Source organism: Pseudomonas syringae group sp. J309-1, assembly GCF_032582135.1.
Lineage (GTDB): Bacteria > Pseudomonadota > Gammaproteobacteria > Pseudomonadales > Pseudomonadaceae > Aquipseudomonas > Aquipseudomonas quasicaspiana.
Window position 1 is genome coordinate 81,944 of record NZ_JAWHNU010000010.1, and the last position, 21,581, is coordinate 103,524.

The window sequence follows — 21,581 nt, forward strand, 5'->3', positions numbered from 1 at the left end:
GCCGTCGCTACATCCTAATGAACAGGTTGCAACGCTCGTCTGTAATACATCACAGGCCAGCTTGCAGCCTGTAGCTTAAAGCTCGCAGCTAAAGAGGAACTCTTTGTTATGTCCCAGAAATTCGACGTGGTAGTGATTGGCGCAGGCCCTGGCGGTTATGTTGCCGCCATCAAGGCTGCGCAACTTGGTCTCAAGACTGCCTGCATCGAGAAGTATCAGGACAAGGAGGGCAAGCTGGCCCTTGGCGGTACTTGCCTGAACGTGGGTTGCATTCCGTCCAAGGCGCTGCTGGACAGCTCCTGGAAGTTCTATGAAGCCAAAAATGGCTTCTCGATCCATGGTATTTCGACTTCCGAAGTCAGCATGGACGTGCCGGCCATGGTTGGCCGCAAAGCCAACATCGTCAAAGGCCTGACCGGCGGCGTTGCCAGCCTGTTCAAAGCCAATGGCGTGACCACTCTGCAAGGCCACGGCAAACTGCTGGCCGGCAAGAAAGTCGAGCTGACCGCTGCTGATGGCACTGTTGAAATCATCGAAGCGGATCACGTGATCCTGGCTTCCGGTTCGCGTCCGATTGACATTCCACCGGCTCCGGTCGATCAGAAAGTCATCGTTGATTCGACTGGCGCTCTGGAATTCCAACAGGTTCCACAACGTCTGGGCGTGATCGGCGCTGGCGTTATCGGCCTGGAACTGGGTTCCGTATGGGCTCGTCTGGGGGCTCAGGTTACTGTTCTGGAAGCGCTGGAGAAATTCATCCCTGCCGCTGACGAAGCTGTTTCCAAAGAAGCCCTGAAGACCTTCACCAAGCAAGGCCTGGACATCAAGCTGGGCGCTCGCGTCACCGGTTCGAAAGTCGAAGGCGAAGAAGTTGTGGTCAGCTACACCGACGCAGCGGGCGAGCAGTCGATCACTTTCGACCGCCTGATCGTGGCCGTTGGTCGTCGTCCTGTGACGACTGATCTGCTCGCTTCCGACAGCGGCGTGGACCTGGATGAGCGTGGTTTCATCTACGTTGATGACTACTGCACCACCAGCGTTCCTGGCGTTTACGCCATCGGCGACGTGGTTCGTGGTCTGATGCTGGCCCACAAGGCTTCTGAAGAGGGCATCATGGTTGTCGAGCGCATCAAGGGCCATAAGGCTCAGATGAACTACAATCTGATTCCTTCGGTCATCTATACGCACCCGGAAATCGCATGGGTGGGTAAAACCGAACAGACCTTGAAGAGCGAAGGCGTTGAAGTTAACGTCGGCACCTTCCCGTTCGCAGCCAGCGGCCGTGCCATGGCAGCCAACGACACGGGCGGCTTCGTCAAGATCATTGCCGACGCCAAGACTGACCGTGTTCTGGGCGTTCACGTTATTGGTCCTAGCGCTGCCGAGCTGGTACAGCAGGGCGCGATCGCGATGGAATTCGGCAGCAGTGCCGAAGACATCGGCATGATGGTCTTCTCCCATCCGACGCTTTCCGAAGCATTGCATGAAGCTGCTCTGGCCGTGAATGGCGGTGCCATCCACATCCAGAACCGCAAGAAGCGTTAAGACAACAAGAGAAACCACGACGGACTGCCCGTCGTGAGCCTTGCGAGCAAGACTCACCGCGGAATGTCCGCCGGACTCGACCTCCGGACTCTCCCTGAAGGGATTGCCCGGGGTATCGGTCACAGGTGGTGCGGCACGCCAGACGTGCAGCACCGAATGCGCAGTACCTAACGAAGACGGTAATAAGCATGAATCTTCACGAGTATCAGGGTAAGCAGCTGTTCGCTGAGTACGGTCTGCCAGTATCCAAAGGCTACGCAGTAGACACCCCGGAAGCAGCAGCAGAAGCTTGCGATAAAATTGGCGGGACCGAGTGGGTTGTCAAAGCCCAGGTTCACGCGGGTGGTCGCGGTAAAGCGGGCGGCGTAAAGCTGGTTCGCAGCAAAGAAGACGCTGCAGCGTTCGCCCAGCAATGGTTGGGCAAGCGTCTGGTAACTTACCAGACTGACGCCAACGGTCAGCCAGTGACCAAGATCCTGGTTGAATCCTGCACCGACATCGCTAAAGAGCTGTATCTCGGCGCTGTAGTGGATCGTTCCAGCCGTCGTATCGTGTTCATGGCTTCCACCGAAGGTGGCGTGGACATCGAGAAGATCGCTCACGACACTCCTGAGAAAATCCTCAAGGCCACGATCGATCCACTGGTTGGCGCTCAGCCATTCCAGGGTCGCGATCTGGCATTCCAGCTGGGTCTGGAAGGCAAGCAGGTTTCCCAGTTCGCCAAGATCTTCACCGGTCTGGCCAAGCTGTTCCAGGACCACGATCTGGCCCTGCTGGAAGTGAACCCGCTGGTCATCAAGGCTGACGGCGATCTGCACTGCCTCGACGCCAAGATCAACATCGACGCCAACGCCATGTACCGTCAGCCAAAGCTGAAGGCTTTCCACGATCCATCGCAAGATGATCCGCGCGAAGCCCACGCTGCCAAGTTCGAACTGAACTACGTGGCACTGGAAGGTAACATCGGCTGCATGGTCAACGGTGCTGGCCTGGCCATGGGTACCATGGACATCGTCAACCTGCATGGCGGCAAGCCAGCCAACTTCCTCGACGTAGGCGGTGGTGCAACCAAGGAACGCGTTACCGAAGCGTTCAAGATCATTCTGTCCGACACCAACGTCGCTGCAGTTCTGGTCAACATCTTCGGCGGCATCGTTCGTTGCGACATGATTGCCGAAGGCATCATCGGTGCAGTGAAAGAAGTCGGCGTGAAAATCCCGGTTGTTGTTCGCCTTGAAGGTAACAACGCTGAACTGGGCGCTAAAGTACTGGCAGAAAGCGGTTTGAACATCATCGCGGCTACCAGCCTGACCGACGCTGCTCAACAAGTTGTCAAAGCTGCGGAGGGCAAGTAATGAGCGTCCTGATCAATAAAGACACCAAAGTAATCTGCCAGGGCTTCACTGGTTCGCAGGGTACTTTCCACTCCGAGCAAGCCATTGCCTACGGCACCAAAATGGTTGGCGGCGTGACTCCAGGCAAAGGTGGCACTACTCACCTGAACCTGCCAGTGTTCAACACTGTGCAAGAAGCAGTAGACAAAACCGGCGCAACTGCTTCGGTTATCTACGTTCCAGCACCGTTCTGCAAGGACTCCATCCTTGAAGCAGCGTTCGGCGGCATCAAGCTGATCGTCTGCATCACCGAAGGCATTCCGACCATCGACATGCTGGAAGCCAAGGTCAAGTGTGACGAGCTGGGTGTGGTCCTGATCGGTCCAAACTGCCCAGGCGTTATCACTCCGGGCGAGTGTAAGATCGGCATCATGCCAGGTCACATTCACTTGCCAGGCAAAGTAGGCATCGTGTCGCGTTCCGGCACCCTGACTTACGAAGCTGTTAAGCAGACCACTGACGCCGGTTTCGGTCAGTCGACCTGTGTTGGTATCGGTGGTGACCCGATCCCTGGCTCCAACTTCATCGACATCCTGAAGCTGTTCCAGGAAGACCCGAAGACCGAAGCGATCGTGATGATCGGTGAGATCGGCGGTTCGGCTGAAGAAGAAGCGGCTGCCTACATCAAGGCACACGTGACCAAGCCGGTTGTTTCCTACATCGCTGGTGTGACTGCTCCTCCGGGCAAGCGCATGGGCCATGCTGGCGCAATCATTTCTGGCGGCAAAGGCACTGCAGACGAGAAATTCGCTGCGCTGCAAGACGCAGGTGTTAAAACCGTGCGTTCGCTGGCAGATATCGGCAAGGCTTTGGCTGAGCTGACTGGTTGGGAAGTCAAAAAATAAGCATCTGCTTATTTGATTGACCGACTACACAAAGGCCACCTTCGGGTGGCCTTTGTGCGTTGTGGAGTGGGTGATATATCTTCTCGTATTTGGATTGTGGGCATATCTGGTATTCGGTAACTGCTTGTATTGGTTGCGCTTTTACAGCGCCTCACTTTTGAAAGGAGCCCAAAAGTAAGCAAAAGGCTCTTGCCCCACCACTTGGCACCTCGCTGGTGCTCGGTGTACCCGCCCGCAGATCCTGAACCGTGGGCCGCCGCAACGGGCCATCCATGGCCCAATGCGGCTAACCCGGCGTCCTGCCGGGTTGCCCACGGTTCAGAATCTGCGTTCGGCCAGCGTGGTTTAACGGGGCGCCCAAGATCAAAATCAAAAGCGCGGCGGCCTGACAGCCGACCTGATTTGTGAACTTACCGATTTTCTGTAGGAGCTGCCGAAGGCTGCGAAGCGGTTTGCCAGACGTCGAATGCGTTGGTTGTGGTGACGTCTCGCGAACTCGCTCCTACCGGTCCGAGGCGATCCCTCTGTTTTCGTTTCGCTCTGCTTTTGATCTGCTCTGCTTTTGATTTTGATCTTAAGCGCCCCGTTAAACCACGCCGGCCGGAATTCGACATTGCTGTGTGGGGTAAACCGGCAGGGATGCCGGTTTAGCCGCCTCAGGCCATGGATGGCCGGTGGCGGCGGCCCCACGCAGCAATGTCGGATTACGGGTATGCCGAGCGCCAGCGAGGGACCCAGTGGTGGGGCAAGAGCGTTTTGCTTACTTTTGCGCTCTATCAAAAGTGAGGCGCCGTAAGGGCGCAACCAATATCAGCCATAACGCTGCAACGGATATGTACACAAAATCCCGACATGGAAATTGATGTCGACACTTCGACCCCCAACCGTGCGTTCATCGGCCGCTTCGCCCTCTATTAGTGCAATAAACACGCAAATTGGTTAGGCTAGCCGCCATTTTGTGCATCGCGGGTCTCACAAGGAGCCGCCGCACAGCGGCTCGTCCTAAAAGGACCGGCATGAATTTCCCCCACTCAACGGGAAGTCGCCCTCCAATTCCGATTCTGAAGTGTGGTTTTCTCAATGAAAGTGTTGAAAGGTCAGGACATCCTGGCACTGGGTTTCATGACGTTTGCCCTGTTCGTAGGGGCTGGCAACATCATCTTCCCACCCATCGTAGGCCTGCAGGCCGGGCCGAATGTGTGGATGGCCGCGTTAGGCTTTCTGGTCACGGCAGTCGGTCTGCCCGTCGTCACCGTCATCGCGCTGGCCAAGGTCGGTGGCGCAATGGATGCGCTCAGTAGCCCCATCGGCAAGGTCGCTGGCAGTATCCTCGCCGCAGTTTGCTATCTGTCTGTAGGGCCACTGTTCGCCACACCGCGCACGGCGACTGTATCGTTCGAAGTCGGGCTTGCGTCGCTGACTGGAGACAGTGCCACAGCGTTGTTTCTCTACAGCCTCGTGTATTTCCTGATTGTGCTGTGGGTGTCGTTTTACCCAGGTCGATTGCTGGACACAGTAGGGCGCTTCCTTGCACCGCTCAAAATAATCGCGTTGGCGGTGCTTGGGATTGCAGCTTTCGCACTGCCCGCAGGAGACATCGGTGTCGCTGAGCCCGCCTATGTCGCAGCACCGTTTTCCCAAGGCTTTATCAATGGCTACCTGACCATGGATACCCTGGGTGCACTGGTGTTCGGCATTGTCATCGTCAACGCCATTCGCTCAAGAGGCGTCGAGTCGCCACGTCTGATTACCCGTTACGCGATCATTGCCGGTTTGATTGCCGGGGTAGGGCTGGCACTGGTTTACATCAGTCTGTTCCGTCTGGGTTCTGGCAGCCATGCCGTTGCAGCAGGAGCGAGTAACGGCGCGGCGGTGTTGCATGCCTACGTGCAGCATACCTTCGGTTCGCTGGGGAGCGGTTTCCTTGCGGTGCTTATCTCGCTGGCCTGTCTGGTCACCGCCGTGGGCCTGACGTGCGCCTGTGCCGAGTATTTCGCCAAGGTACTGCCATTGTCGTACAAAACCCTGGTGATAATTCTGGCAGCGTTCTCGTTGCTGGTTTCCAATCTGGGTCTGACCAAACTGATTCTGTTCTCGATTCCGGTACTGACGGCGATCTATCCGCCCTGCATCGTTCTGGTCGCGCTGAGTTTCTGCAAAAACTTCTGGTATTCCCAGGCTCGTATCGTTGCGCCGGTGATGTTGGTGGCGTTTGTGTTCGGTCTGATTGATGCGATCAAAGGCGCCGGTTTCAAAGATTACCTGCCTCATGCCTTGAGCAACTTGCCCCTTAGCGATCAGGGGTTGGCCTGGCTGATCCCGGCCGTCATTGTTCTGTGCGTAGCATTTGTCTGCGACCGGATTATCGGCAAGCGCAACGAGGCGTTGGCCTGATGTTTAATGGCGTGTGATAAACGTTCAGAAAAATATCGACCGGCGAGTGTATTAAACTCGTAACTAATAAAGCCCGCTCATGGCGGGCTTTATTATATGAAAAGTCGGGGAAACTTTTCGGCTTACTTGGTAGTCGCTGGATCTTGAGTCGTCTTGCCAGCTTCCTGGGCGCGCTGTGCGTCCGCCTCGGCATTCTTCTGAGCGGCTTCCTGACTTTCTTTAGCCGCGTCGTTCACTTTGTCCTGAGCCTTTTGCATCGACTCCTGAGATTCTTGAGCGGCTTTGTTCGCATCTTGTTGAGTGTTCTCGGATTTCTTGTCGCAAGCGGCAAGGCCCAAGGTGGCAGAGAGCATCAAGGCATAAGCTAAAGTATTGCGCATGGGGTGTTTCTCCTTATTGAATATCTACGAGCCTAAGAGCCTTGCGGATTAAGTTAAGTTCCAACTCTTTTTTCGCGAGTTGGATGTGTATGCCAGGCGCACAATCACGCGGGCTGCGGGATATCACATTAACTTTGATGAAAATATGAAAGAGGTTGTGAGCCTGACGGGTGAAAGCCCCGTGTTTGAGCGTGTCAGCGTTTTTTCTTTCTGGATTGGCCACTGTCAGGCGTCTGTATTGCTGTTAATCGGTGTGTACACAAATGGCATCACGCGGGCGCTGGCTTATTCCGAGAAAATCATAGGTGGGCCGATGCTGGGGTTATGCGCGCCTGTCTCAAGTGCAATTGTCTTCCCTGTGAGCGCGCTCGCCATTGATCCGGATGATGAATGTCGCGGTCGCTGCGCGCCCTCGCTGTAGAGCTGGTTGCCACGGTGCGAGTGCATTTGAAAATTGACGACTTGTCGATCGAATCAGGTAAGCCCTTGAAATCCGAGACCCAGCCCCCACTTTGATGACAACCCGCCGCCAGACACCGGTTCCGGCTTGTGTCTGGCGGCTTATGCCATCTGATTGGAGTTTGATGACCATGAGTGTGGAAACTCAAAAGGAAACCCTGGGCTTCCAGACCGAGGTGAAGCAACTGCTGCACCTCATGATCCACTCGCTGTATTCCAACAAGGAAATCTTCCTTCGCGAGTTGATCTCTAACGCCTCTGACGCCGTCGATAAACTGCGCTTCGAAGCACTGTCCAAACCGGACCTGCTCGAAGGCGGCGCTGAGCTGAAAATTCGCGTGAGCTTCGACAAGGAAGCGAAAACCGTCACGCTGGAAGACAACGGTATCGGTATGAACCGTGACGATGTGATCACCCACCTGGGGACCATCGCCAAGTCCGGCACCGCCGATTTCATGAAAAACCTGTCTGGCGATCAGAAAAAAGATTCGCACTTGATCGGTCAGTTCGGTGTGGGCTTCTATTCGGCCTTCATCGTTGCCGATCAGGTTGAAGTATTCAGCCGTCGCGCTGGCACACCTGCCAGCGAAGGCGTGCACTGGTCTTCCAAAGGCGAAGGCGAGTTTGAAGTTGCCAACGTCGAGAAGGCCGAGCGCGGTACTCGTATCGTTCTGCACCTGAAGAGCGGTGAAGACGAGTTTGCGGACGGCTACCGTCTGCGCAACATCATCAAGAAATACTCCGACCACATCGCGTTGCCAATCGAGCTGCCGAAAGAATCCGCTGCTGCCGAAGGCGAAGAAGCTCCGGCTCTCGAGTGGGAAACCGTCAACCGCGCCAGCGCGCTCTGGACCCGTCCTCGCACCGAGGTGAAGGACGAGGAGTATCAGGAGTTCTACAAGCACGTCGCGCACGACTTCGAGAACCCGCTGAGCTGGAGCCATAACAAGGTTGAAGGCAAGCTGGAATACACCTCGCTGTTGTACGTGCCTGCTCGTGCGCCGTTCGACCTGTATCAGCGTGAAGCGCCGCGTGGCCTGAAGCTGTACGTTCAGCGCGTGTTCGTCATGGATCAGGCTGAGTCGTTCCTGCCGCTTTACATGCGCTTCGTCAAAGGCGTGGTCGATTCCAATGACCTGTCCCTGAACGTTTCCCGTGAAATTCTGCAGAAAGACCCGATCATCGATTCAATGAAATCGGCGTTGACCAAGCGTGTCCTGGACATGCTGGAAAAACTGGCGAAAAACGAGCCTGAGCAATACAAAGGCTTCTGGAAAAACTTCGGTCAGGTCATGAAAGAAGGCCCGGCAGAAGACTTCGCCAACAAAGAGAAAATTGCAGGTCTGCTGCGTTTCGCTTCGACTCACGAAGAGGGCGGCGAGCAAGTCGTTTCTCTGGCCGAATATCTGGCTCGCGCCAAGGAAGGTCAGGACAAGATTTACTACCTCACCGGTGAAACCTACGCACAGGTCAAGAACAGCCCGCACCTTGAAGTCTTCCGCAAGAAAGGCATCGAAGTGTTGCTGCTCACCGACCGTATCGATGAGTGGCTGATGAGCTACCTCAGCGATTTCGATGGCAAAGGTTTTGTTGATGTGGCACGTGGTGATCTGGATCTGGGCAAGCTTGATTCCGAAGAGGACAAGAAAGCTCAGGAAGAAATCGCCAAGGATAAAGAAGGCCTGATCGAGCGTTTGAAAGCGGCGCTGGGCGAATCTGTCAGCGAAGTCCGGGTTTCTCATCGTCTGACTGACTCTCCAGCGATCCTGGCCATTGGCGAGGCCGACCTTGGCTTGCAGATGCGTCAGATTCTCGAAGCCAGCGGGCAGAAGGTTCCGGACTCCAAGCCAATCTTCGAATTCAACCCGGCGCATCCGCTGATCGGCAAGCTGGATGCCGAGCAGAGTGAAGAGCGCTTTGGTGACCTGTCGCACATCCTGTTCGATCAGGCTGCGCTTGCGGCCGGTGATAGCTTGAAGGACCCGGCGGCTTACGTGCGCCGTCTGAACAAGTTATTGGTCGAGTTGTCGGTTTAATATTCCGAGTCAAAGAAAACCCGCTTCGGCGGGTTTTCTGATTGTGCTCCACCCATTTGTCTTTCATTACTTGAGGAGTCAACGATGAGCAGCAACGTTTCCGTGAGTTCAGTGGTGTACCAGATCGACGGTCAACCTTTCGAGAGCCGTTTGGTATTCGACTCGGGTGACGCTTCGTCACGTCCCGGTCTGTTGATGGCCCCAAACTGGATGGGTGTCACCGAAGGCGCCGAGAAAATTGCACAGGCGGTAGCAGAGCAGGGTTATGTAGTGTTCCTGGCCGACCTTTACGGTCAAGGTACGTGCCCGCAGAACAACGATGAGGCTGGCGCTGCGATGATGCCGCTCAAGGATGACCGTGCGCTGCTGCGCAAGCGTATGCAGGCTGCACTGGATCAATTGCTGGCCCAGACGGACGCACCGGTTGACGCTGATAAAGTCGCTACTTTCGGTTTCTGTTTCGGCGGTTGCTGCTCCCTTGAGCTGGCGCGTACCGGCGCTAACCTGAAAGCAGCTGTGTCGTTCCACGGCACGCTGGATACGCCGAACCCGGCTGATGCGAAAAACATCAAGGGTGCGGTGCTGGTACTGCACGGTGCGTCGGATCCATTGGTGCCGAAAGAGCAATTGCCAGCTTTCGAAGCCGAAATGAATGCTGCGGGTGTGGACTGGCAGTTGCTGAGCTACGGCGGGGCCGTGCATTCGTTCACCGACCCTCACGCACAAACGCCGGGCATGATGCAGTACGACGAAAAGACCGCCAAGCGCGCCTTCGTGTCGATGCATAACCTGCTGGATGAAGTGTTCAAAGGCTGACACGGTCTTGCGGACTTGATTGATCCCTGTGGGAGCGGAGCTTGCTCGCGATAAGGACTCCGCGATCTAAAGTGAATCGCGTCCAGCTTTATCGCGAGCAAGCTCAGCTCCCACAGGTTTTCTACGGCAACTCAATCCTGCCAATCTCCCCAGGCACTGTCGGCCAGTCTCCGGCTGCCCAGCGGGTTCTTGCCTGTTCGATCAGTTCCTGATCACTGGCGACGAAATTCCAGTTCATGCGCCGTGGCCCATCCAGTGGTGCGCCGCCAATCAGCACCGCGTGACACTCACTCTCCGCACACAGATTCACTTCTTTGCCTGGCTCCAGAACCACCAATGTTCTGGCTTCCACTGCTTCGCCGTCCACTGACGCTTCACCGCTGAGCACATACAGCGCACGTTCTTCATGTTCATCAAGGATGAGCAAAGTCGTCGCGTTTTGCATGTGCAGCTCGGCATAGAGCGTCGGCGACAGCACCGGCACCGGGGAGGTCAGGCAGAAACCGGTCCCCGCAATCATCCTTATCTGAATACCAGGGTTGTCAGTCACCGGCAGACTGATGGCCGGGTGAAGGCTGTAATGACCTTCGCCCTGCTCATGTGGCTTGGGCGAAGCCAGCCACACCTGTAGACCGTGCATGCGCGAGCCGCTGGCCATGAGGTCGGCAGGCGTGCGCTCGATGTGTGCGATGGCTGCGCCGGAGGTCATCCAGCTGACGTCGCCTGGCGTCACTTGCTGATCGCTGCCGAGGCTGTCCTTGTGCAGGAGCCGGCCCTCGAACAGATACGTCAGCGTCGACAGGCCAATATGCGGGTGTTGGCGAATATCAATGCCTTTGCCCGGCGCATATTCCGTTTCCAGCATGTGATCGAAAAATACAAACGGGCCGACACTGCGGCACCTGGCTGAGGGCAGGGGGCGCAGGATGGGCTGGCCTTCCACGTCTTCGGTGCGGGGTTTGATGGTAAGCATCAGGCGGTTCTCGGCAGTCAGACCAGTTGGGTGTTGATAGTGATCTCGGCGGTGGTCATCAGCTTATGGACGGGGCAGCGATCCGCGATGCGGTGCAATACCGTGCGCTGTTGTTCGCTGAGAGCCCCTTCCAGGGAGAGTTCTACGTTCAGGCGGTACTTTGCCTGTCTTTCCTCACTGTCGTCGTGAGTGACCTTGACGGTGACGCCTGTCAACGGGATGTCATGCTGCTTCGCGTACAACTTTACGGTCAGTGTCTTGCACGAGGCCAGGGCTGCATCGAAGTAATCATGGGGGGAGGGCGCGGAGTTTTCGCCACCCAGCTCGACAGGCAGGTCAGTGAACACTTCGTGCTGCTGGTTGATGTCGATCTTGTGGCGAAACCCGGCAGGGCTAACAGTGCTGACGATGATAGACATGGCGGCCTCGGCTGTAGGTAAAGGAAAATATCCTACCCGCATAGTGTTTACTCGGCCTATAAAATCGGTGCTCATAAAAAAAGGCGCCTCCAAAGGCGCCTTTTTACACAACTGACACTGCATCTACAGCATGGGCGGAGTTACTTGCCCTGCCAGCGCTTCATGACCAGGGTAGCGTTGGTGCCACCGAAGCCGAAGCTGTTGCTCATGACCTGGTCGATCTTTGCATCTTCCTGGGTCTTGAGCAGGATCGGCATGTCAGCGACAACCGGGTCCAGTTCGTCGATGTTGGCCGAACCCGCGATGAAGTTGCCTTCCATCATCAGCATGCAGTAGATCGCTTCGTGAACGCCTGCGGCGCCCAGGGAGTGACCCGACAAGCTCTTGGTGGAGCTGATGGCCGGAGCCTTGCCAGCGAACACTTCACGAACGCCTTCCATCTCTTTGGCGTCGCCGACCGGAGTCGAAGTGCCGTGAGTGTTCAGGTAGTCGATCGGGCCTTCAACGGTGGACAGGGCCATCTGCATGCAGCGGATTGCACCTTCGCCGCTCGGCGCGACCATGTCGTAGCCGTCGGAAGTAGCGCCGTAGCCCACGATTTCAGCGTAGATCTTGGCACCGCGAGCCAGAGCATGTTCCAGCTCTTCTACAACGACCATGCCGCCACCGCCAGCGATGACGAAGCCATCACGGTCTGCGTCGTAAGCGCGGGAAGCCTGTTCCGGGGTGTCATTGCGCTTGCTGGACAGTGCGCCCATGGCGTCGAACAGGAACGACTGGCTCCAGTGCTCCTCTTCACCACCACCGGCAAACACGATGTCCTGCTTGCCCATCTGAATCTGTTCCATGGCGGTGCCAATGCAGTGAGCACTGGTGGCGCAGGCAGAGGCGATGGAGTAGTTCAGGCCCTTGATCTTGAATGGCGTAGCCAGACAAGCGGAAACCGTGCTGCTCATGGTCCGAGTAACGCGATACGGGCCAACGCGCTTGACGCCTTTTTCGCGCAGGATATCCAGCGCTTCCATCTGGTTCAGGGTCGATGCACCACCGCTGCCAGCGATCAGGCCGGTACGCGGATTGGAGACTTGCTCCTCGGTGAGGCCCGAATCAGTGATGGCGTCTTTCATGGCCAGGTAGGCATAAGCTGCCGCGTGACCCACGAAGCGAAAGATCTTGCGATCGATCAGCTCTTCAAGGTTGAGGTCAATGGAGCCGGAAACCTGGCTACGCAGACCCATTTCGGCATATTCCGGATTGAAACGGATGCCAGGGCGGCTTGCACGCAGGTTGGCGGAGACGGTCTCTTTGTCATTGCCCAGGCACGAAACGATGCCCAGACCAGTGATAACGACGCGGCGCATGCGGATAACCCTTAGAAGTTGTCAGTGGAGGTGAATACGCCGACGCGAAGGCCTTCGGCGGTGTAGATTTCGCGCCCGTCGACAGTGACCGAACCATCAGCGATGGCCAGGTTCAGCTTGCCCTTGAGGACGCGTTTGATCTGGATGTTATAGGTGACTTTTTTGGCGGTCGGCAAAACCTGGCCGAAGAACTTTACTTCCCCCGAACCCAGTGCGCGACCACGGCCTGGCAGACCCTGCCAGCCGAGGAAAAAGCCAACCAGCTGCCACATGGCATCAAGGCCAAGGCAGCCCGGCATTACCGGGTCACCTTCGAAGTGACAGGCGAAGAACCACAGGTCCGGATTGATATCCAGCTCAGCGACCAATTCACCTTTGCCGTACTTGCCACCCTCTTCGCTGATATGAGTGATCCGATCGACCATCAGCATGTTAGGGGCGGGCAGTTGCGCGTTACCTGGGCCGAATAGCTCACCGCGACTGCAGCGCAGCAAGTCTTCCCGGGTAAAGGCGTTTTGTTTGGTCATGCGAGCTCCTCAATAATCTCGTGCGGCAGGGCGGGGTATCGTGTGACCCGGAAGCCAGTCCTGGCCGGCTGACTCGCCAGGGGTCTGCCGGCAGCCTACTCATAGACTATTGCGTTGTAGTGAAAGTCACAGCACAAGGGAAATGAAAGTACACTTGTGCACTGAAATTTGCCATCCAGCCGACCACGAAGGTCGATTTAGCGGACAAGACTGCCGCAATTTAACAATTATCGCCAGTCACAGTTGCCCGAAAGGAAATCCATTTATGCAAAACCTGCTGTAAATCAGTACGTTTGAAGGGTTTCGCCAGGTAGTCGCTCATCCCCGCCTGTAAACAGGCGTCGCGGTCACCCTGCAACGCATTGGCGGTGAGAGCGATGATCGGTACCTGACTCAGACCGGGTAATTGTCGAATGTGGCGCGTGGCCTCGTAGCCGTCCATGACCGGCAGTCGGCAATCCATGAAAATCGCTGCATATTGTCCGCTGCCAGCCATGCTGACTGCTTGTGCGCCGTCTCTGGCGACGGCCACCTGATAACCGAGGTTGTGCAGCATGGCGCGAATCACCGCGCAGTTGACCTCGTTGTCTTCGACCAGCAACACGTTACGTTGCTCACCATCGGTGTCCACTGCGGATTCAGTGCTGTCTGGCGCGTCGACGGTTTCGCGCACGAGGGCCATCGGGATTTCCAGGCTGAACAGCGAACCTGACCCCTCTGTGCTTTGCGCGCGCAGCGTTCCGCCCATACGTTCGGCCAATGTGCGAGCGATGGGCAGGCCCAGTCCCGTGCCTCCGTAACGTCTGGAGATCGAGCTGTCAGCTTGCTGAAAAGCGTCGAACATCGATTCCAGACGGTCGTGATGAATACCGATCCCGCTGTCACGCACGTGGCATGCGAACAAAATGCGCCCCTCATCCAGCGATTCGTATTCAGCCTCAATATCAACGCTGCCACGCTCGGTAAATTTAAGCGCGTTGCCGATCAGATTGACCAGAATCTGCCGGATACGGGTCGGGTCGCCTTGCACCCGCAACTGATCAAGCCCGGGCTGGATATGCAATTGCAGTAACAGATTGCGTTGCTGCGCGTCGTGACTGAAGGCCTGACTCGAGGTGCTGACCAGATCCGCGACATTGAAAGCGATGTTTTCCATTTCCAGCGATTGCCGCTCGAAACGGGAAAAGTCCAGGATGTCGTTGATCACTCGTAACAGATGCTCTGTGGATTCGGTGGCGAGCGCCGCGTATTCGGTCTGCTCTTCAGTCATCTGCGTTGTTTCCATCAACTGCAACATGCCCAGTACACCGTTCATGGGCGTGCGCAGTTCGTGGCTCATCATCGCCAGAAAGTCCGACTTTGCGCCGTTGGCGCGTTCCGCTTCTTCGCGGGCCTGAATCAATTGATCAATGAAGCGCTGCTGTTCACGGCTGGCCTTGTCCAGGTTCGCCGCAAGATTGTTGATGTGGCGCGCCAGATCACCCAGCTCCGCGTCGTCAGGTACGGGCAACGGTGTCCGGTAATCGCCTTGCTGGATCGCTTTTACCGCCTCGCCCATTGCACTGATGGGTTGCGAAAGGCTTGAGGCGAGGCGTCTTGCGAGAATGAACGTGAACAGCAATGCGAACAGCGCAAGAATGCCGGCCTTGAGCAGGATTTCCTGCTGACGCTCGCTGAAAGCTTCGTTGGACATACCGACCAGCACCCGACCCAGATAATCCTGAGCCGCGCTGACGGTGTCATCATGGTTGCCGAGGAAATCCTTGCCCAGCCTGATCTGCTGCGAGCGAATCGGCGCCTGAAATATCTCTACCTGCTTGGGGTGCGTTCCAGGGCCACCGGGTTGCTCGACATACACCAATACCTTGTTAAGGCTGTCCTGAACTTCGATAAAGCGCACGTGAGGCGTCGATAGCGTCGCGCGCATCAGGCTTTTGAGGACTTCATCGTTACCGACAATCACGCCATATTCCGATGCGGGTGCCAACTGGTTGGCGATCAACTGCCCCGTGTGATTGAGTTCCTGGCGCAGATCCTGAATGCGCACGAAGGTAAAGAAGCAGATCAGCAACAGCGTCAGCAGTAGCGCGGGACCGAGACTGATCATCTGTGTGCGGGTGTTGATGTCCCAGTGACGACGAACCTTCATGGGCGCTGCTCCGCCTGACTCAGGCTGATGGTCACTGCTGCATCGTCGATGGCGATAATGCCAAGGGACTGGGCCACGCGTGGATTACTCATGACTTTGAAGTGTCGCGGATACTGCGCCCGGGGCCATTGCTCGGGCGTTTTGTCGAGCAGAGCGTCAAGGGTGTCCAGCCAATCTATTTCATCGCTGTAAGTACTCGCCAGGCTGCCCGCTTTGACAAATGATGCATTGGGGCCAAGCAGTGCCTGTTGATGAGCATAGCTGCTGAGCAACAGGTTCTTGGCGGTTTTGGCGTTGTACAGGTCCGGGTCATCAAGTCCCAGCAATACGTCGCTGCGGATCAGCAGGTTCTGCAGTGACTGGTTTTCTGCACTGGGTGTCCACGGCTGGGATATCACCCGTAATCCCATGGCCAGTGCCGCATGACGCAATTCTTTTAGCAGGAACTGGCTTCGATTATTGAACAGTACGCCGATCTGTCTGGCTTCGGGCAGCAGGTGCCGGATCAGCAGCAGTTGGCGTGTCACCGGCGGATCGCTCCACAGCAGGCTTAACGTAGGAGGGCGCTTTTCACCCAGTCGTTCATGGGCCTGGATTCGACTGACGCGCAGTACCAGCGTCCTCGGGCCTTCGCTGTCGCTTAGTCGCCAGTCCAGGCTTGCGGTGTCCAGCAGCACCAGTCGGGTGTGTTCGCTGACTTTGCCGGGGGACGGCATTTTGTCGGTTTCGATAAAACGTATCTGGTCGTTCGGGCGGCGCTGGCTCAGCTCGGTCAAAAAGTTCTGGATGCCCGGGCTGGTTCTGGCGGCGGTCAGCAAAATATCGGCAGCGGACGCCGTGGCGCAGTTCACCCACATGAGTGCCGCGATTGCAGTGCAGCGCAGAAGTCTGCTCGAGAAAGCCACAGGCGTGTCCATACGTGTTCGTCCGGTTACCGCTCTATTCATGCCCGGCATGTTAACCGAGACACGGCTTATTGCCACGCGGGGTGTGGTTGGGTGGTTTTTGGTGTAGTAGTTTTTGTGTGTATATCCGTTATTGCGGTAACGGCTGATATTGGTTGCGCTTTTACAGCGCGTCACTTTCGAAGAGCGCGAAAGTAACCAAAGCGCTCTTGCCCACCACTGGGTGCCTCGCTGTCGCTCGGCATGCCCGTAATCCGACATTGCTGCGTGGGGCCGCCGCCACCGGCCATCCATGGCCTGAGGCGGCTAAACCGGCATCCCTGCCGGTTTGCCCCACGCAGCAATGTCGAATTCCGGCCGGCGTGGTTTAACGGGGCGCTTAAGATCAAAAGCAGATCAAAAGCAAAGCGAATACAGCGATAGCACCCCTGGCCGGTAGGAGCGAACTTGTTCGCGAGACGTCACCACAGCCAATGAATACATCGTCTGACACACCGCATCGCAGCCTTCGGCAGCTCCTACAGATGCCCGGCAAACCCACACAATCAGGTCGGCTGTCAGGCCGCCGCGCTTTTGATGTTGATCTGAGGCGCCCCGTTAAACCACGCTGGCCGAACGCAGATTCTGAACCGTGGGTAACCCGGCAGGACGCCGGGTTAGCCGCATTGGGCCATGGATGGCCCGTTGCGGCGGCCCACGGTTCAGGATCTGCGGGCGGGTACACCGAGCACCAGCGAGGTGCCGAGTGGTGGGGCAAGAGCGTTTTGCTTACTTTTGCGCTCTATCAAAAGTGAGGCGCTGTAAAAGCGCAACCAATATCAGCCATCAACACGATAACGGATATGTAAACAGCATCAAAAATGTTGGCCTCAACAACCAAGAACCACCTGGCAATGAACGTTGTCACTGGCCGCCATCGCCATGCTCCGTATAATGCCGCCATCGCCAGATGAGATGGCTCTAAATGGATGTATTTATGACCACACAGCAACCTGTTGCGGTTCTAGGTGGCGGCAGCTTCGGTACCGCAGTGGCCAACTTGCTGGCGGAGAATGGCCGTCCCGTCCGTCAATGGATGCGCGACCCCGAGCAGGCCGAGGCCATTCGTGTCAATCGCGAGAACCCTCGCTACCTCAAAGGCATTAAAATCCTGCCTCTGGTTGAACCAGTCACAGACCTGGCGGCGACGCTGGATGAATGCGAACTGGTTTTTGTCGCCCTGCCATCGAGCGCGCTGCGCAGCGTACTTGCGCCGCATGTAGAGCGTCTGACCGGCAAGATGCTGGTCAGCCTGACCAAAGGCATCGAAGCGCAGAGCTTCAAACTGATGAGCCAGATCATCGAAGACATTGCGCCTCAAGCCCGTATTGGCGTGCTGTCCGGCCCCAATCTTGCGCGAGAAATTGCCGAGCATGCACTGACTGCAACTGTGGTCGCCAGCGAAGACGAAGACCTCTGTATGCAGGTTCAGGAGGTGCTGCACGGCAGGACGTTCAGGGTTTACGCCAGCAACGACCGCTTTGGTGTAGAGCTGGGCGGGGCGCTGAAAAACGTCTACGCGATCATCGCCGGTATGGCAGTAGCGCTGGACATGGGCGAAAACACCAAGAGCATGCTGATCACCCGCGCGCTGGCGGAAATGACCCGTTTTGCGGTCAGCCAGGGTGCCAACCCCATGACCTTTCTTGGGCTGGCGGGCGTCGGTGACCTGATCGTGACCTGCTCTTCTCCGAAGAGTCGCAATTATCAGGTGGGTTTTGCGCTGGGGCAGGGCCTGAGTCTTGAAGAGGCGGTCAATCGGCTCGGTGAAGTCGCCGAAGGGGTCAATACCCTCAAAGTACTCAAGGTCAAGGCTGATGAGCTGCAGGTATATATGCCACTGGTCGCGGGCCTGCATGCAATTCTTTTCGAGGGCCGTACGCTGAGTCAGGTCATAGAGCAGTTGATGCGTGCCGAGCCGAAAACGGATGTGGACTTCATCTCCATCACCGGTTTCAACTGAAACACTCATACAGGGAGAAGATCTTGAACGAGTCCAAAATCAAGCAAGATGAGTCCATTTTATTGCGCATCCTCTGGATGGTGCTGTTCGTGGTGATCTGGCAATTGGCTGAACTGCTGCTGGCAGGCGTGGTGCTGGTCCAGCTGGGTTATCGCCTGATCTACGGGGCACCGAGTGGCAGCCTGATGAATTTCGGTGACAGCCTGAGCCAGTTTCTTGCGCAGATCGGCCGTTTCGGCACGTTCCACAGTGATCAGAAACCCTGGCCGTTTGCTGACTGGCCGACCCCTCGTGCGCCGGAAGGCGAAACGCCACACAGTGTTCCTCCTGCCGCGCACCCGGTGCGTGATGAGGAGCCCAAGCTGTGAAGGTATGGGTGCTGCGTCACGGTGAAGCGCAGGCGCATGCGCGCAGTGACGCGCAACGCGAGCTGACAGGCCATGGTCGTGAGGAGGTGCTGCAAAGTGCAGCTCACCTGTTGGGTAAGCCTCTGACGCGAATCTTCGCCAGTCCCTATGTGCGGGCGCAGCAGACCGCCGAGTTGGTACATAAGGCATTGGGTTTCAGTGAGCCCGTGGTCACAGTGCCGTGGCTTGTTCCGGAAAGTGATCCAGGCAAGGTGCTTGCTCAACTGGACGCTTATGCCGCCGAGGATGTGTTGCTGGTCAGCCATCAACCGTTGGTGGGGGCCCTTATCGGTCTTGCGGTGCACGGCAGTCATCAACAATCTCAGCCAATGAGTACGGCCAGTCTGGCGGAATTGAAAGGTGACTTTGCACTGGCCGGAACGATGGAGTTGTTGAGCGTTCGGCACGTTTGATTATTGCTATCTTGATAAGAGATTGCCCTTTGCCCTGACACCGCGCTGTCTATCTGCAAACTCAGGGCTATGTAGGAGTGAGCTTGCTCGCGATAGCTTCAGTTAATGCGATAAATTCGTTAACCCTGAAATCGAATCGCGAGCAAGCTCACTCCTACAGGGGCCGTGTTTGCTTCGCGACAGCGCTGTGTCAGGGCACAGAGCAATCTCCTACACAAAACATTCGATTGCATTTTGTGTGATAACAGCAAGGCAGATGAACTCCCGGCGCTCAGCGTTCGAGCGCTTCATGACAAGGATTGACTATGAGCCTGTGGCACGAAACTCCGGACCTTGAGCAACTCAATGCCAAGAGTAAAAACACCATTCTTGAACTGCTCGATATTCGTTTCGAATCATTCACCGAGAACTCCCTGACCGCCAGCATGGTGGTCGACCAGCGGACTCATCAGCCTTACGGCCTGCTGCATGGCGGTGCGTCGGTGGTGCTCGCAGAATCGCTGGGTTCTTCGGCCAGCTATCTGTGCATCGATACCAGCAAGTATTTCTGTGTCGGCATCGAGGTCAACGCCAATCACCTGCGTGGCGTGCGCAGTGGTCGGGTGACGGCCGTGGCGCACCCGGTACACATCGGTCGCACCACCCATGTCTGGGATATCCGTTTGACCAGCGAGGAGGGCAAGGCCAGTTGCATCTCCCGGCTGACTGTTGCGGTTGTACCGCTGGGGCAGGAACCTCCCGCACGCTAGATGCCTGTTGTGCCGGGCGGTGGCCGGATCGTCATGTTCGATGGCCGTTACGATCATTGCCGAGTGATCGGCTCATTGCGCACAATCACCACTGATCTGGTTCAATGAGTGCTCCGGCATGTCGCAACAGGTGTTCTTCGCTCACGCCAACGGTTTTCCGTCAGGCACCTACGGCAAACTGTTTTCCGCGCTGGCGCCGGACTACATCGTGAGCCACCTGGAGCAACATGCCCACGACCCGCGTTTTCCGGTGGATGATAACTGGCTGAATCTGGTGGACGAGCTGATTCACCATTTGCGCGAGCAGCCCGAACCCGTATGGGGAGTGGGTCATTCTCTGGGTGGCGTATTGCACTTGCACGCCGCGATGCGCTGTCCTGAGCTTTATCGCGGCGTCGTCATGCTCGATTCGCCAGTGCTGACTCTGGCTGATCAATGGATGATCCGCGCCGCCAAACGATTTGGTTTCATTGACCGCATTACCCCGGCCGGACGCACGCTGGGACGTCGCGAGGCGTTTGCAGATCTTGAGTCGGCGCGTCGTTACTTCTCCGGCAAAACCCTGTTCCGCCGCTTCGATCCCGAGTGTTTCGACGCCTATCTGCAGCATGGTTTGCAGAGCGACGGCGAACAGCTACGGCTACGTTTCGACGCTGCCACGGAAATCAGTATTTACCGCAGTGTGCCGCACACCAGCCCCGGTCTTTCCCGCCAGCTCAAACTCCCGCTGGCAATGGTCCGTGGTGAGCACAGTCGCGTTGTGATGCGCCATCATGCACGTTCTGTCAGGCGCATGCCGCTGGGGGAATATCTGTCGATGCCCGGTGGCCATATGTTTCCACTCGAGCAACCGGAGGCGACGGCACAGTTGCTCAAATCGCTGTTCAGCCGCTGGACCGCAGGCGCTGGGGTATGAGCCATTCTGTGGAGGAAGTCCGCCTGAGCTTGCCGCATATCGAACTGGCTGCCCACTTGTATGGTCCCGAAGACGGCCAGCCGGTGATTGCGCTGCATGGCTGGCTCGACAATGCCAATAGCTTTGCGCGTCTGGCGCCACGGCTTGACGGCTTGCGCATCGTTGCGCTGGACCTGGCGGGGCATGGTCATTCCAGTCACCGGCCGCCGGGTGCAGGTTATGCGCTGGCGGACTACGTTCACGATGTGCTGCAAGTCGCCGAGCAACTGGGCTGGCAGCAGTTTTCGCTACTCGGTCATTCTCTGGGTGCAATCATATCCGTGTTCCTCGCCGCAGCGGTGCCAGAGCGTGTTTCGCGACTGGCCTTGATTGACGGGCTGATTCCCCCGACGGGCGATGCTGATAATGCGCCCGGGCAACTGGGCAAGTCATTGCAGGCGCAACTGCGTCTGGTCAACAAGCGCAAACCGGTTTACCCCGATCAGGAGCAAGCTATTTGCGCGCGAATGAAAGGTGCAGTCGCCGTTAGCCGTGAAGCCGCCGAATTGCTGGCCCAGCGCGGCCTGATGCCGGTTCCGGGCGGTTACACCTGGCGCAGTGACGGACGGCTGACTCTGCCGTCTGCGATTCGCATAACCCGTGAGCAAGCCACGGCATTCGTCGAGGCAATCCGCTGTCCGACACATTTGGTAGTAGCTTCTCAAGGGTTGCTGGCACAGAACGAATCGCTGCTTTCAAGGCTGCCTTTTGAGGTGGCGAGCCTGTCAGGAGGCCATCATCTGCATTTGAACGACGAAGCCGGGGCAGGCGCTGTTGCAGACTGTTTCAATCGCTTCTTCGCTACGCCTTGACTTGCGAGGGGCAACTGCCGAGGCTGGGCGAGTTGAAACA

The 21,581-nt window shown here is 57.0% G+C and carries 20 protein-coding genes; 13 read left to right on the plus strand and 7 right to left on the minus strand.

Features of this window, described 5'->3' with window-relative positions; translation table 11 throughout:
• The first annotated feature begins 108 nt into the window (after positions 1 to 108).
• The 4 genes from lpdA (at position 109) to brnQ (ending at position 6,178) form a co-directional block, all read left to right on the plus strand.
• Positions 109 to 1,545 (plus strand): dihydrolipoyl dehydrogenase, encoded by a 1,437-nt coding sequence (gene lpdA, locus RX972_RS08355; protein WP_027900898.1) that lies wholly within the window; start codon positions 109 to 111, stop codon positions 1,543 to 1,545.
• A gap of 188 nt (positions 1,546 to 1,733) precedes the next feature.
• Positions 1,734 to 2,900, plus strand: coding sequence for an ADP-forming succinate--CoA ligase subunit beta (gene sucC, locus RX972_RS08360; RefSeq protein ID WP_032629164.1), 1,167 nt, complete (start codon positions 1,734 to 1,736; stop codon positions 2,898 to 2,900).
• Positions 2,900 to 3,784, plus strand: a complete 885-nt coding sequence (sucD, locus tag RX972_RS08365; protein ID WP_027900900.1) for a succinate--CoA ligase subunit alpha — start codon at positions 2,900 to 2,902, stop codon at positions 3,782 to 3,784. The genes sucC and sucD overlap by 1 nt, the downstream gene beginning before the upstream one ends.
• Positions 3,785 to 4,864: 1,080 nt before the next feature.
• Complete coding sequence (gene brnQ, locus RX972_RS08370) at positions 4,865 to 6,178, plus strand: branched-chain amino acid transport system II carrier protein (RefSeq protein ID WP_316873984.1); 1,314 nt, start codon at positions 4,865 to 4,867, stop codon at positions 6,176 to 6,178.
• 122 nt (positions 6,179 to 6,300) lie between these two features.
• Here brnQ and RX972_RS08375 read toward each other — a convergent pair whose 3' ends face one another.
• A complete protein-coding gene (locus tag RX972_RS08375) occupies positions 6,301 to 6,558 on the minus strand; it encodes a hypothetical protein (RefSeq protein ID WP_087267897.1) in 258 nt (85 codons plus the stop codon).
• Between the two features lie 145 nt (positions 6,559 to 6,703).
• Between RX972_RS08375 and RX972_RS08380 the strand changes: the two genes are divergently transcribed.
• The 3 genes from RX972_RS08380 (at position 6,704) to RX972_RS08390 (ending at position 9,869) form a co-directional block, all read left to right on the plus strand.
• A complete protein-coding gene (locus RX972_RS08380; protein ID WP_316873985.1) occupies positions 6,704 to 6,979 on the plus strand; it encodes a hypothetical protein in 276 nt (91 codons plus the stop codon).
• 169 nt (positions 6,980 to 7,148) lie between these two features.
• Positions 7,149 to 9,053 carry a molecular chaperone HtpG gene (gene htpG, locus RX972_RS08385; protein WP_027898650.1) on the plus strand — a complete coding sequence of 635 codons (1,905 nt, stop codon included), beginning with the start codon at positions 7,149 to 7,151 and terminating at the stop codon, positions 9,051 to 9,053.
• Positions 9,054 to 9,137: 84 nt separating this feature from the next.
• Positions 9,138 to 9,869, plus strand: a complete 732-nt coding sequence (locus RX972_RS08390; RefSeq protein ID WP_316873988.1) for a dienelactone hydrolase family protein — start codon at positions 9,138 to 9,140, stop codon at positions 9,867 to 9,869.
• 121 nt (positions 9,870 to 9,990) lie between these two features.
• On the opposite strand, the gene RX972_RS08395 is transcribed toward RX972_RS08390, so the two are convergent.
• The 6 genes from RX972_RS08395 to RX972_RS08420 form a co-directional block, all read right to left on the minus strand.
• On the minus strand, positions 9,991 to 10,842 hold the full coding sequence (locus tag RX972_RS08395; protein WP_316873990.1) for a pirin family protein: 852 nt from the start codon (positions 10,840 to 10,842) through the stop codon (positions 9,991 to 9,993).
• 17 nt (positions 10,843 to 10,859) lie between these two features.
• On the minus strand, positions 10,860 to 11,261 hold the full coding sequence (locus RX972_RS08400; protein WP_316873992.1) for an OsmC family protein: 402 nt from the start codon (positions 11,259 to 11,261) through the stop codon (positions 10,860 to 10,862).
• 140 nt (positions 11,262 to 11,401) lie between these two features.
• Positions 11,402 to 12,622 (minus strand): beta-ketoacyl-ACP synthase I, encoded by a 1,221-nt coding sequence (gene fabB, locus RX972_RS08405; protein ID WP_027898654.1) that lies wholly within the window; start codon positions 12,620 to 12,622, stop codon positions 11,402 to 11,404.
• 11 nt (positions 12,623 to 12,633) lie between these two features.
• Positions 12,634 to 13,149: a 3-hydroxyacyl-[acyl-carrier-protein] dehydratase FabA gene (gene fabA, locus RX972_RS08410; RefSeq protein ID WP_027898655.1), complete on the minus strand. Its 516-nt coding sequence runs from the start codon at positions 13,147 to 13,149 to the stop codon at positions 12,634 to 12,636.
• A gap of 220 nt (positions 13,150 to 13,369) precedes the next feature.
• A complete protein-coding gene (locus RX972_RS08415; protein ID WP_316873994.1) occupies positions 13,370 to 15,298 on the minus strand; it encodes a response regulator in 1,929 nt (642 codons plus the stop codon).
• Positions 15,295 to 16,155, minus strand: a complete 861-nt coding sequence (locus tag RX972_RS08420) for an ABC transporter substrate-binding protein (RefSeq protein ID WP_316873995.1) — start codon at positions 16,153 to 16,155, stop codon at positions 15,295 to 15,297. The genes RX972_RS08415 and RX972_RS08420 overlap by 4 nt, the downstream gene beginning before the upstream one ends.
• Before the next feature lie 1,024 nt (positions 16,156 to 17,179).
• On the opposite strand from RX972_RS08420, the gene RX972_RS08425 reads away from it, so the two are divergent.
• From RX972_RS08425 to RX972_RS08450, 6 genes are all read left to right on the plus strand, one after another.
• Entirely contained in the window at positions 17,180 to 18,205 is a 1,026-nt protein-coding gene (locus RX972_RS08425; RefSeq protein WP_122708780.1) for an NAD(P)H-dependent glycerol-3-phosphate dehydrogenase, read from the plus strand.
• A gap of 23 nt (positions 18,206 to 18,228) precedes the next feature.
• Positions 18,229 to 18,573: a DUF4389 domain-containing protein gene (locus RX972_RS08430; protein WP_027897936.1), complete on the plus strand. Its 345-nt coding sequence runs from the start codon at positions 18,229 to 18,231 to the stop codon at positions 18,571 to 18,573.
• Complete coding sequence (sixA, locus tag RX972_RS08435) at positions 18,570 to 19,025, plus strand: phosphohistidine phosphatase SixA (RefSeq protein ID WP_099270819.1); 456 nt, start codon at positions 18,570 to 18,572, stop codon at positions 19,023 to 19,025. Before RX972_RS08430 ends, sixA begins: the two co-directional genes overlap by 4 nt.
• 305 nt (positions 19,026 to 19,330) lie before the next feature.
• Positions 19,331 to 19,774: a hotdog fold thioesterase gene (locus tag RX972_RS08440; RefSeq protein WP_027897938.1), complete on the plus strand. Its 444-nt coding sequence runs from the start codon at positions 19,331 to 19,333 to the stop codon at positions 19,772 to 19,774.
• Between the two features lie 118 nt (positions 19,775 to 19,892).
• Positions 19,893 to 20,690, plus strand: coding sequence for an alpha/beta fold hydrolase (locus tag RX972_RS08445; RefSeq protein ID WP_099270820.1), 798 nt, complete (start codon positions 19,893 to 19,895; stop codon positions 20,688 to 20,690).
• Positions 20,687 to 21,541 carry an alpha/beta hydrolase gene (locus RX972_RS08450; protein WP_099270821.1) on the plus strand — a complete coding sequence of 285 codons (855 nt, stop codon included), beginning with the start codon at positions 20,687 to 20,689 and terminating at the stop codon, positions 21,539 to 21,541. Before RX972_RS08445 ends, RX972_RS08450 begins: the two co-directional genes overlap by 4 nt.
• Positions 21,542 to 21,581: the final 40 nt, after the last annotated feature.